This window comes from Acinetobacter sp. RG5 (assembly GCF_031844265.1).
Taxonomy (GTDB): Bacteria; Pseudomonadota; Gammaproteobacteria; order Pseudomonadales; family Moraxellaceae; genus Acinetobacter.
Genome location: NZ_JAUZUV010000015.1, coordinates 1 through 12,980 on the forward strand (window position 1 = coordinate 1; position 12,980 = coordinate 12,980).

At 44.7% G+C, this 12,980-nt stretch carries 9 protein-coding genes and 1 tRNA gene; all 10 read left to right on the forward strand.

What is annotated here, in order from left to right:
* Positions 1-50: 50 nt before the first annotated feature.
* Positions 51-126, forward strand: a tRNA-Trp gene (locus Q9R21_RS11710).
* 74 nt (positions 127-200) lie between these two features.
* Complete coding sequence (gene secE, locus Q9R21_RS11715; RefSeq protein WP_005245824.1) at positions 201-641, forward strand: preprotein translocase subunit SecE; 441 nt, start codon at positions 201-203, stop codon at positions 639-641.
* A 7-nt stretch (positions 642-648) separates the two neighbouring features.
* Positions 649-1,182, forward strand: coding sequence for a transcription termination/antitermination protein NusG (gene nusG, locus Q9R21_RS11720; protein ID WP_004278615.1), 534 nt, complete (start codon positions 649-651; stop codon positions 1,180-1,182).
* Between the two features lie 119 nt (positions 1,183-1,301).
* Positions 1,302-1,730, forward strand: a complete 429-nt coding sequence (gene rplK, locus Q9R21_RS11725) for a 50S ribosomal protein L11 (RefSeq protein WP_004278614.1) — start codon at positions 1,302-1,304, stop codon at positions 1,728-1,730.
* Positions 1,731-1,733: 3 nt separating this feature from the next.
* Positions 1,734-2,429: a 50S ribosomal protein L1 gene (gene rplA, locus Q9R21_RS11730; RefSeq protein WP_004278613.1), complete on the forward strand. Its 696-nt coding sequence runs from the start codon at positions 1,734-1,736 to the stop codon at positions 2,427-2,429.
* A 301-nt stretch (positions 2,430-2,730) separates the two neighbouring features.
* Complete coding sequence (rplJ, locus tag Q9R21_RS11735; protein WP_004278612.1) at positions 2,731-3,237, forward strand: 50S ribosomal protein L10; 507 nt, start codon at positions 2,731-2,733, stop codon at positions 3,235-3,237.
* A 48-nt stretch (positions 3,238-3,285) separates the two neighbouring features.
* Complete coding sequence (gene rplL / locus Q9R21_RS11740; RefSeq protein ID WP_004278611.1) at positions 3,286-3,651, forward strand: 50S ribosomal protein L7/L12; 366 nt, start codon at positions 3,286-3,288, stop codon at positions 3,649-3,651.
* Positions 3,652-3,958: 307 nt separating this feature from the next.
* The gene (rpoB, locus tag Q9R21_RS11745; RefSeq protein ID WP_005102827.1) at positions 3,959-8,047 is read left to right on the forward strand and encodes a DNA-directed RNA polymerase subunit beta; all 4,089 of its coding nucleotides are present in this window, start codon (positions 3,959-3,961) and stop codon (positions 8,045-8,047) included.
* A gap of 151 nt (positions 8,048-8,198) precedes the next feature.
* Positions 8,199-12,389: a DNA-directed RNA polymerase subunit beta' gene (gene rpoC, locus Q9R21_RS11750; protein WP_004278609.1), complete on the forward strand. Its 4,191-nt coding sequence runs from the start codon at positions 8,199-8,201 to the stop codon at positions 12,387-12,389.
* 201 nt (positions 12,390-12,590) lie between these two features.
* Entirely contained in the window at positions 12,591-12,956 is a 366-nt protein-coding gene (locus Q9R21_RS11755) for a hypothetical protein (RefSeq protein WP_005108070.1), read from the forward strand.
* Positions 12,957-12,980: the final 24 nt, after the last annotated feature.

Sequence of the window (12,980 nt, forward strand, 5' to 3'; positions counted from 1 at the left end):
ATAGAATAAGACAAGCAGGTTGGAGTTTAGGCTCCAACTTGTTGTTTTGCAGGTCAGTAGTTCAATTGGTAGAGCGTCGGTCTCCAAAACCGAATGTTGGGGGTTCGAGTCCCTCCTGACCTGCCAAGTTTTTAAAAAGACGCTTGATGTCGGCAAAATTGGTCATATAATAAGTCGCGAAACCTACGACGAGTACAAAAATGTCGAATGAAAAATCACGCGACGCATTAGGCGAAGCGGCAATTCCTCAAAGAAATAATCCTGCAGTAGATGTAAGTTCTGGTTCTCCATTAGACATGGTTCTATGGGTTATCGCCTTGATTTTATTGGTTGGTGCAATGATGGTAAACCAATATTTACCAGCGTATTGGGCACCTGCGAATGATGTTTGGGTGCGCGTTGGGGTGATTTTGGCTTGTATCGTTGCAGCATTCGGTTTATTATACGCCACCCATCAAGGCAAAGGCTTTATTCGTCTGCTGAAAGATGCACGAATTGAGTTGCGTCGAGTGACCTGGCCTACCAAACAAGAGACTATGTCCACATCTTGGCAAGTTCTTGTTGTAGTCGTAATTGCATCCATTTTATTGTGGTGTTTTGACTATATTTTAGGCTGGTTAATGAAGTTTATTATCGGGTAAGAGAGCTATGAAACGTTGGTACATTATTCATGCCTATTCAGGTTATGAAAAACAAGTGATGCGTTCGCTTAATGATCGAATCCAGCGTAGCGCTGTTGCCGATAGCTTTGGTGAAGTCCTTGTTCCTACCGAAGAAGTGGTAGAAATGAAGGATGGCAAGAAGCGTAAATCAGAGCGTAAGTTCTTTCCTGGCTATGTTCTAGTCGAAATGGAAATGAACGATGATACTTGGCACATTGTTAAAGAATGTCCAAAAGTTTTAGGTTTTATTGGTGGTACGGCTGAAAAACCGGCACCGATTACGCAAAAAGAAGCTGATGCGATTCTTGCGCGTGTACGCAATACTGGCGAAGCACCTCGTCCTAAGACGATGTTTGAACCAGGCGAAGAATTACTCGTAGTTGACGGTCCATTCACCGACTTTAAAGGTGTGGTGGAAGAAGTTCAGTACGAAAAGTCGCGTTTAACGCTGACCATTAATGTATTTAACCGACCAACTCAAGTTGAATTGGAATTTCGTCAAGTCGAAAAATCAGTCTAATTTGTATGGGTTGAAAACGCCCGACTTATTTATAAGTCAGGCATTGTTGTTGTAACGGTATCGTTACTTGAAATCATTGGGGAGCCTTCACCGGCGTTTGCACCCAGAGGTAATTTGAAATGGCTAAGAAGATTGACGGCTATATCAAGCTGCAAGTTCCAGCTGGTAAAGCGAATCCATCTCCACCGATTGGTCCTGCACTAGGTCAACGTGGTGTGAACATCATGGCATTCTGTAAAGAATTCAATGCTGCTACACAAAAAGTTGAAGCTGGTCTGCCAATTCCAGTCGTGATCACTGTGTACAACGACAAGTCGTTCACATTCATCATGAAAACTCCACCTGCTGCTGTTCTTCTTAAGAAAGCTGCTGGTATCCAGAAGGGTTCAGCTGTACCTAACAAAACTAAAGTTGGTAAGTTGACTCGTGCTCAAATCGAAGAAATCGCGACTACTAAAGAACCAGATTTGACTGGTGCTGATTTAGACGCACGTGTACGTACCATTGCTGGTTCTGCGCGTTCTATGGGCTTGGAAGTGGAGCTTTAAGACATGGCTAAATTAACTAAACGTCAAAAAGCGATTGTAGCTGCTGTAGAAGCACACAAAGTTTACACGCTAGAAGAAGCTGTTGCAGTTTTAGAGAGCCTTCCAGCTCCTAAATTCAAAGAATCTCTAGATATCGCGGTAAACCTAGGTGTTGATCCTCGTAAATCTGACCAAGTTGTTCGTGGCGCGACTACACTTCCTGCAGGTACTGGTAAGACTGTACGTGTAGCTGTATTCGCTCAAGGCGCTGCTGCTGAAGCTGCTAAAGCTGAAGGCGCAGACGTTGTTGGTTTCGACGATCTTGCTGAAAGCATCCAAGCGGGTAACCTTGACTTTGACGTAGTAATTGCTGCTCCAGATGCAATGCGCGTTGTAGGTAAACTTGGTACGATCCTTGGTCCACGTGGCTTAATGCCAAACCCTAAAGTGGGTACTGTAACTCCTGACGTTGCTACTGCAGTTAAAAATGCAAAAGCTGGTCAAGCACGTTACCGCGTAGACAAAGCTGGTATTATCCATGCTGCGATCGGTCAAGTAGGTTTTGAAGCTGCTGCTGTTCGTCAAAACGTTGAAGCACTTGTTGCTGACTTGAAACGTTTGAAACCTGCTACGTCTAAAGGCGTATACATTCAAAAGATCACTTTGAGCTCTACTATGGGTCCTGGTTTGATCGTTGATGTAGCAAACGTTTCTAAATAAGTCTCGACTTATTACAGAATTTTAAAGCCCTGAGTAAGTTTTAAAGCGCTGCTTTAAAACTTACGCAAGAAACGCTCCGTCGTATTTTGCAAACTTAGGCAAACTTTGAATTGATAAATGAAAATTTATCAGCGTCAAAGACCGCGGGCGAGGGGAGTTTTATGCTTCTCTCTTAATAGCCCAGCCTGCGTAGACGCGGTGGTGTGATTTGTTCATCCTCCGCGTGTGAGTCCAGTGATGGTCTTGCGAATTGGGAGTGTACTTCGCGTAAGTACATAAATCACCGTTAGGAGGTTTTACAATGGCTCTTCTTATCGAAGGCAAAAAACAGATCGTAGCTGAAGTAGCTGAAGTTGCTTCTACTGCATTTGCTGCTGTTGTTGCTGACTACCAAGGTTTGACTGTAGAGCAGTTAACTACTCTACGTGTTGAAGCGCGTAAACTTGGTGTTACTACACGTATCGTTCGTAACACTTTGGCTAAACGTGCTCTTCAAGATACTCAATTCAATATCTTGAACGACAACCTTGTTGGCCCAACAATCTTAGCTTTCTCGAATTCTGAAGACGACATGGGTGCTGCTGCACGTTTGTTCGAAGAATTCGCTAAAACTAATAAAGCATTTGAACTTAAAGCTGCTGCATTTGATGGCAAACTTTATCAAGGTGCAGAAGTTAGCGTAATCGCGAATCTTCCGAACCAAGAGAAAGCGCTTACTATGCTTGCAAACGTTCTTCAAGCTCCTATTTCGAAATTGGGCCGCTTACTTACAGCGCTTCAAGAGAAAAACGAGTCAGAAGCTGCTTAAGCTCAAACTTAAACACACATCATTCAATACCCATTTGGAGTTAATCTCATGGCTTTAACAAACGAAGAAATCCTAAACGCAGTTGCTGAAAAAACTGTTCTTGAACTTGTTGAACTTATCTCTGCTTTCGAAGAGAAATTCAATGTATCTGCTGCTGCTGTAGCTGTTGCTGCTGGTCCAGCTGCTGCTGCTGCTGAAGAACAAACTGAATTCAATGTTGAATTGACTTCTTTCGGCGCGAACAAAGTTGCTGTAATTAAAGCAGTTCGTGAAGCGACTGGCCTTGGCTTGAAAGAAGCTAAAGACATGGTTGAAGGCGCTCCTGCAGTTCTTAAAGAAGGCGTTTCTAAAGAAGAAGGCGAAGAGCTTAAGAAGAAACTTGAAGAAGCTGGTGCTACAGTTACTCTTAAGTAATTTCTTAAGGGAGCCGGTTTTTTTATAATCGGCTCCAAAAATTGGCTGATGGCTCTTGGGTCATCAGCCTTTTTGCGTTACAATAATCGGCTCGATTTTTGTTTGCATGATATAAAAATCATACAAATTGAAAATAAACATAATGAACAAACGTTTACCAATATTTTTCATTAAAAAATATTGATAAGCGTTTTAATACCACTAAAAATTGCAGCATTTGTAAAGAGTGGTGGCCATATCGGCCAGCGTAATTCCTTCTGAGCCCGTTCTGCAGGCGGGCTTGGTTTACACTTTCCGAGGACTCCAGATGGCATACTCATATACCGAAAAGAAACGGATCCGTAAGAATTTTGGTAAATTGCCTAGCGTCATGGATGCTCCGTACTTGCTCGCGATTCAAGTCGACTCGTACAGAACATTCTTACAAGATGGCAAATCACCAAAAAACCGCGAAGATATCGGTCTCCAAGCCGCATTTCGTTCAGTTTTTCCTATTGAAAGTTATTCTGGCAATGCTGCTTTAGAATTTGTTGAGTATAGTCTTGGTAAGCCTGAGTTTGATGTACGCGAATGTATTCTTCGTGGCTCAACTTATGCAGCACCAATGCGTGTAAAAATTCGTTTGATCCTGAAAGATCGTGAAACGAAGTCAATTAAAGATGTACGTGAACAAGAAGTCTATATGGGCGAAATGCCATTGATGACGGATAACGGTACCTTTGTAATTAACGGTACCGAGCGTGTGATCGTGTCACAATTACACCGTTCACCAGGCGTATTCTTTGACCACGATAAAGGCAAGACTCACTCAAGTGGTAAAGTCCTTTATTCAGCGCGTATTATTCCTTACCGTGGTTCATGGTTAGACTTTGAATTCGATGCCAAAGACCTGGTCTATGTACGTATTGACCGTCGTCGTAAATTGCTTGCGACTGTGGTGCTTCGTGCCTTGGGTTATAGCAACGAAAACATTCTCGACATGTTCTACGAGAAAGTACCTGTGTATCTTGACATGGGTAGCTACCAGATTGACCTGGTGCCTGAACGTCTGCGTGGCGAAATGGCACAATTTGACATCCTGGACAAGGATGGCAAGGCAATTGTTGAGCAAGGTAAACGTATCAATGCGCGTCATGTACGTCAAATGGAAGCTTCAGGTCTTGAAAAACTTGCAGTGCCAGATGAGTACCTGTATGAGCGTATCACTGCTGAAGACATCCCATTAAAAGATGGTGATGTGATTGCAGCCAATACTGTATTAAGCCATGAAATCATGGTGAAAATTGCAGAAGGCGGCGTGAAGCAGTTCAATATTCTGTTCACCAATGATATCGACCGCGGTTCATTTGTTGCAGATTCTCTACGTGCAGATACAACGAGCAATCGTGAAGAAGCATTGGTAGAAATCTACAAAGTGATGCGTCCGGGCGAACCACCAACCAAAGAAGCTGCTGAAAACTTATTCAACAACTTGTTCTTCTCTTCTGAACGTTATGACTTGTCTCCAGTTGGTCGTATGAAGTTCAACCGTCGTTTGGGTCGTCCTTATGAAGTGGGTACAGACCAGAAGTCGCGTGAAGTTGAAGGCATTCTCTCGAACGAAGATATCACTGATGTATTAAAAACATTAGTTGAAATCCGTAACGGTAAAGGTGAAGTCGACGATATCGATCACCTGGGTAACCGTCGTGTTCGTTCTGTTGGTGAAATGACAGAAAACCAATTCCGTGTAGGTCTGGTTCGTGTTGAACGTGCTGTTAAAGAACGTTTAAGCCAAGCTGAAACTGACAACCTGTCTCCGCAAGATTTGATCAATGCGAAACCTGTTGCTGCTGCAATTAAAGAATTCTTTGGTTCAAGCCAGTTGTCTCAGTTTATGGACCAAAACAACCCGTTATCTGAGATTACGCACAAACGTCGTGTTTCTGCGCTTGGTCCCGGCGGTTTGACGCGTGAACGTGCAGGCTTTGAAGTACGTGACGTACATCAAACTCACTACGGTCGTGTATGTCCAATTGAAACACCGGAAGGTCCAAACATTGGTTTGATCAACTCGCTTTCTGTTTATGCGAAATGTAACAACTTTGGTTTCCTGGAAACCCCATACCGTAAAGTTGTTGATGGTCGTGTAACAGATGAAGTTGAATACCTTTCTGCGATTGAAGAAGTAGGCACTGTCATTGCACAGGCCGATTCTGCAATGGATAAAGATGGTAATTTAACAGAAGAGTTTGTATCTGTTCGTCATCAGGGTGACTTCGTACGTATTCCTCCTGAAAAAGTAACGCATATGGATGTATCTGCTCAGCAGGTCGTATCTGTAGCAGCATCACTGATTCCATTCCTAGAACACGATGATGCCAACCGTGCATTAATGGGTTCGAACATGCAACGTCAGGCAGTTCCGACGTTGATTGCTGACAAGCCGCTTGTTGGTACCGGTATGGAAGCGAACGTAGCACATGACTCAGGTGTATGTGTGATCGCTCAGCGTGGTGGTCGTATCGAGTTTGTTGATGCGTCTCGTGTGGTTATTCGTGTGAATGAAGACGAAATGATCGCAGGTGAAGCAGGTGTAGATATCTACAACCTGATCAAATACACCCGTTCGAACCAGAACACTTGTATCAACCAGAAAGTTCTTGTGAACCTGGGCGATAAAGTAGGTCGTGGTGATGTACTGGCTGATGGTCCATCAACAGATGGCGGTGAGCTGGCATTGGGTCAAAACATGCGCGTTGCGTTTATGACCTGGAATGGTTACAACTACGAAGACTCGATCTTGTTATCTGAGCGTGTACTTCAGGAAGACCGTTTAACGTCTATTCATATCCAGGAATTGTCATGTGTTGCACGTGATACCAAACTGGGTGCGGAAGAAATCACTGCTGATATTCCGAACGTAGGTGAAGCTGCTCTGTCTAAACTGGACGAGTCAGGTATTGTTTACATCGGTGCTGAAGTAACTGCTGGCGATATCCTGGTTGGTAAAGTAACCCCTAAAGGTGAAACACAGCTTACTCCAGAAGAAAAATTGCTACGTGCAATCTTCGGTGAAAAAGCGGCTGACGTAAAAGACTCATCTTTACGCGTTCCATCAGGTACTAAAGGTACAGTCATTGACGTTCAAGTGTTTACACGTGACGGTCTTGAAAAAGACGAACGTGCTCAAGCAATTGAAAAAGCGCAATTGGATGCATACCGTAAAGACTTGAAAGAAGAATTCAAAATCTTCGAAGAAGCTGCACGTGAACGTGTAATCCGTCTACTGAATGGCCAAGAGTCGAATGGTGGCGGTACAACTAAACGTGGCGACAAACTGTCTGAAGACGTGTTGTCTGGTTTAGAGCTTGTTGATCTTCTTGAAATTCAACCAGTTGATGAAGCAATTGCTGAACGTTTAACTCAAATTCAAGTGTTCTTGAAAGAGAAGAGCTTCGAAATTGACGAGAAATTTGCTGAGAAAAAACGCAAACTTTCGACTGGCGATGAACTGACGACTGGCGTATTGAAAGTAGTTAAAGTTTATCTTGCTGTAAAACGTCGCATCCAACCGGGTGATAAGATGGCGGGTCGTCACGGTAACAAAGGTGTTGTATCAAACATCTTGCCGGTAGAAGACATGCCACATGATGCCAACGGTGTACCTGTTGATATCGTATTGAACCCGCTTGGCGTACCATCGCGTATGAACGTGGGTCAGATTCTTGAAACTCACTTGGGTATGGCGGCGAAAGGTCTTGGCGATCAAATCGACAAGATGATGAAAGAGCAACGTACTGTACTTGAGCTTCGTGATTTCCTGGACAAGATTTACAACAAAGTTGGTGGCGAACAAGAAGATCTTGATAGCTTGACTGATGAAGAAATCTTGAAACTTTCTGGCAACTTGCGTGCTGGTGTACCTTTGGCTACTCCTGTATTCGATGGTGCTGAAGAAGGTCAGATCAAAGAGTTGTTACAACTTGCAGGCCTGTCTAGTACTGGTCAGACCGTATTATATGATGGTCGTACTGGTGAGCGTTTCGATCGTCCGGTAACTGTCGGTTACATGTACATGCTGAAACTGAACCACTTGGTTGATGACAAGATGCATGCGCGTTCAACTGGTTCTTACTCTCTAGTTACGCAACAGCCGTTGGGTGGTAAAGCACAATTCGGTGGTCAGCGTTTCGGTGAGATGGAAGTCTGGGCACTAGAAGCTTACGGTGCAGCATATACGCTACAAGAAATGCTGACTGTGAAATCGGATGACGTTGAAGGCCGTACCCGTATCTACAAGAACATTGTAGATGGCAACCATTATATGGACCCGGGCATGCCTGAATCGTTCAACGTATTGACCAAAGAGATCCGTTCTTTAGGTATCAACATTGAACTGAAAAATGGTGACTAATTAGTTCCATTTAATCTCCCCAAACCCCTCTTTGATAAAGAGGGCTTCCCCCTTAACAAAGGGGGACTGAGGGGGATTAAAATTCAGTTAAAAAACAATATTTGTGACCCAGTTGTTGAGTGAAAATCTCCACAACACACGGAGAAAAAAATTGAAAGACTTGCTCGATATCATGCGCAAAAAGACGGATTCAGACGGTCATGCTCCAGTAGAGTTTGACCGCATCCGTATTGGTCTTGCGTCACCAGAAATGATTAAGTCATGGTCTCACGGTGAAGTTAAAAAGCCAGAAACCATTAACTATCGTACGTTCAAGCCTGAACGTGATGGTTTGTTCTGTGCCAAAATCTTTGGTCCAGTGAAAGATTACGAATGCTTGTGTGGTAAATACAAGCGTATGAAATACAAAGGCGTCATTTGTGAAAAATGTGGCGTTGAAGTAACAACTGCGAAAGTTCGTCGTGAACGTATGGGTCACATCGAGCTGGCATCTCCAGTTGCACACATCTGGTTCTTGAAATCATTGCCTAGCCGTATCGGTCTATTATTAGACATGACGCTACGTGATATTGAACGTGTATTGTATTTCGAATCTTATGTAGTTACCGATCCGGGTATGACTCCATTTGAGAAATACCAACTTCTAAATGATGAAGAATACTTCAATGCATTAGAAGAACACGGTGATGAATTCACAGCGAAAATGGGTGCTGAAGCGGTTCAAGACTTGTTGAAAGACATCGATCTTGAAGCTGAAATTGCACGTCTTCGTGAAGAAATTCCTGTTACAACTTCAGAAACCAAGCTGAAAAAAGCGTCTAAGCGTTTGAAGTTGATGGAAGCATTCAACGATTCGAACAACAAGCCAGAATGGATGGTGTTAACTGTACTTCCAGTTCTTCCACCAGACCTCCGTCCGCTTGTACCACTTGAAGGTGGTCGTTTCGCGACTTCTGACCTGAACGATCTTTATCGTCGTGTGATCAACCGTAACAACCGTTTGAAGCGTCTTCTTGACCTTGCAGCGCCAGACATCATCGTACGTAACGAAAAACGTATGTTACAAGAGTCTGTAGATGCATTGCTGGATAACGGTCGTCGTGGTCGTGCAATTACCGGTTCGAACAAGCGTCCGCTTAAATCTTTGGCAGACATGATCAAAGGTAAGCAAGGTCGTTTCCGTCAAAACTTACTTGGTAAGCGTGTTGACTACTCTGGTCGTTCGGTAATTACTGTTGGTCCAAACCTGCGTTTGCACCAATGTGGTCTTCCGAAGAAAATGGCACTTGAACTGTTCAAGCCATTCATTTTCGCGAAACTACAGGCCTCTGGTCAAGCAACCACCATTAAAGCTGCGAAGAAAATGGTTGAGCGCGAAACCCCGGAAGTTTGGGACGTTCTTGCTCACGTGATTCGTCAACATCCAGTGATGTTGAACCGTGCGCCAACCCTTCACCGTTTGGGTCTTCAAGCATTTGAACCGATCCTGATCGAAGGTAAAGCGATCCGTCTACACCCACTCGTATGTGCTGCGTTTAACGCCGACTTCGATGGTGACCAAATGGCGGTACACGTACCATTAACACTTGAAGCTCAGCTTGAAGCTCGTGCGTTAATGATGTCGACGAACAACATTCTGTCTCCAGCGAACGGTGAGCCAATCATCGTACCGTCTCAGGACGTGGTCTTGGGCTTGTATTACATCACGCGTGATGCAATCAATGCCAAAGGTGAAGGCATGGTGTTCGCGGATACTCACGAAGTAAACCGTGCACTGGCAACAGGTCAGGTTGATCTACACGCTCGCGTTAAAGCACGTGTACACCAGACTGTGATCGACGAAGATGGTAACCGTGAACAGCAAACCATTATTGTAGATACGACGCCTGGTCGCTGCCTACTTTGGGAAGTTGTACCTGAAGGTATGGATTTCCAGCAAATTAACGTTGAGATGACTAAGAAAAATATCTCGAAGTTAATTAACTCTTGCTACCGTAAATTGGGTCTGAAAGATACTGTTATCTTCGCTGACCAATTGATGTACTTGGGCTTCCGTCAAGCGACGCGTTCAGGTGTATCTGTCGGTATGGAAGACATGGTTATTCCACCGCAAAAACAAGCAATTATTGGTAAAGCGGAAGCTGAAGTTCGTGAAATCGAACAACAGTTCGAACAAGGCTTCGTAACTGCCGGCGAACGTTATAACAAAGTGGTCGATATTTGGGCGCGTACCAATGACCAGGTTGCTAAAGCGATGATGGACAACTTGTCTTTCACCACTGTGAAGAACAAACAGGGTGAAGATGAGAAGCAAAAATCATTCAACTCGATCTACATGATGTCTGACTCGGGTGCCCGTGGTTCGGCAGCTCAGATTCGTCAGTTGGCGGGTATGCGTGGTTTGATGGCGAAGCCGGATGGCTCGATCATTGAAACCCCAATTAAAGCGAACTTCCGTGAAGGTTTGACCGTACTTCAGTACTTCATCTCGACACACGGTGCGCGTAAAGGTTTGGCCGATACAGCACTGAAAACTGCGAACTCTGGTTATTTGACTCGTCGTCTAGTAGACGTTGCGCAGGACTTGGTCATTACTGAGCCGGATTGTGGTACGTATGACGGTCTGGTAATGACTCCGTTCATTCAAGGTGGCGATGTAATCGAAAACCTGGGTGCACGAGTATTGGGTCGTGTGGTTGCTGAAGATGTGAAACGTGTAGGTACAGACGAAGTTCTGCTTCCACGTAATACTTTAATTGACGAGAAACTGGCGACGTTTATCGAAAGTCAAGGTGTCGACGAAATTAAAGTACGTTCAGTCGTGAACTGTGCGTCTACCTTCGGTGTATGTGCGAAATGTTACGGTCGTGACCTAGCACGTGGTCACCAGGTGAACCCGGGTGAGTCTGTTGGTGTAATGGCAGCTCAATCGATTGGTGAGCCAGGTACACAGTTAACGATGCGTACTTTCCACGTCGGTGGTGCTGCAAGCCGAACTTCTGCTGCAAACAGCGTACAGGTTCGTAACCAAGGTACAGTACGTTTCCACAACGTGAAAACAGTACAACATGCCAAAGGTCACTTGGTATCGACTTCACGTTCAGGCGAAATCGGTATTGCGGATGATTTAGGTCGTGAGCGCGAGCGCTATAAACTTCCTTACGGTGCGTCTATCTTGCTGAAAGATGGCGAAGCTGTAGAAGCAGGCGGTATTGTGGCGACTTGGGATCCGCATACACATCCATTGGTAACAGAAGTTGCTGGTAAAGTACGTTTCAGCCAGATTGCTGATGGCGTGACGGTTACTTCTAAAACTGATGATGCAACAGGTATGTCAACCATTGAAATCTTGCCAGTGACTTCACGTCCTGCGTCAGGTAAAGATTTGCGTCCTGCTGTTGTGTTAGATACCGTTGATGGTGGCGAACAGTTCTACTTCCTGCCACAGAACACGATTCTTTCTGTTCGTGATGGCGAAACGATTGGTGTCGGTGATGTCATCGGTCGTGTACCACAAGAAACTTCACGTACCCGTGATATTACCGGTGGTCTGCCGCGTGTAGCTGACTTGTTCGAAGCACGTAAGCCAAAAGAGCATGCAATCCTTGCAGAAGTGTCGGGTGTTGTAAGCTTTGGTAAAGAGACCAAAGGTAAGAACCGTCTGGTGATTACGCCGGATGATGGCTCTGAGATTTATGAAGAGCTGATTCCGAAATGGCGTACGATTAACGTGTTCGAAGGCGAACATGTGAACCGTGGTGAAACTATTTCTGATGGTCCACAGAACCCGCACGATATCTTGCGTTTGAAAGGCGAAGTTGCGCTTACAAACTACATCGTGAACGAAGTTCAGGATGTATACCGTCTGCAAGGTGTAAAAATCAACGACAAGCATATTGAAGTCATCGTACGTCAAATGCTGCGTAAAGTTGATATCACTGATGGCGGCGATACTAGCTTCATCAAAGGCGAACAAGTGGATTACATCCGCGTTGTTCAAGAAAACCAAGCAGTTCTTGCACAAAACAAGTTCCCTGCGAAGTTTGAACGTCAATTGATGGGTATTACGAAAGCATCGCTTTCTACTGACTCGTTCATCTCTGCTGCATCGTTCCAGGAAACCACGCGTGTGTTAACTGAAGCGGCTGTAACAGGTAAAGAAGATGACTTACGCGGCTTGAAAGAGAACGTGGTTGTAGGTCGCCTGATCCCAGCGGGTACAGGTTTGGCTTACCACTTGGAGCGTCGTCGTCAAGAAGCAGAAGCTGCAGAATTTGAACTGCACAATGATTTCTCTGATGTAGACCAAGCTCTAAGCCAGGCATTTAACGAAGAATTCTAATTCGAGTTAAAGCTGAGAAAAGAGACGCCTTCGGGCGTCTTTTTTTGTCTGAAATTTATAAATAAGACAGCTTGAACAGAAGAATAATCCATTGATATTTACAAAACTCAGCAGGAATACCGAGAGAAGTAACACGCTACAGATTTTAGTTTCATAAAATGAAGATAAGCTTAATTAAAGCAAGACAGGAAGGCCAAGGTCATGAAAAAATTAATGGGTGTTATGGCAGTTGCCACTCTTTCAACCTTTATGTTGGCGGGTTGTGAAAGTATGTCTGCCAATGAGCAACGGATTGGTGCTGCAGCCCTTGGTGGTGCAGTCGGTGGTGGTGTCGGTAATAAAGTCGGCGGTGGCGTTGGTGCAGCTGTTGGTGGTGGTGCTGGTGCAGCAGTGGGTAGTAAATCCCAAGGCGGTTCAAACCGTAATGCGACCTATAGTGGTGTAGGTGGTGCTGTTGGTTCAGCAGTTGGTAAAAGCATCTTCGGTGGTAATGCGGGTGCTGCAATTGGTGGTGCAATCGGTGGTGGTGCCGGTGCTGCGATTGAACAGGATAACCGTCGTCGTTAAGCCGAATTCACTTCAGATTCATCT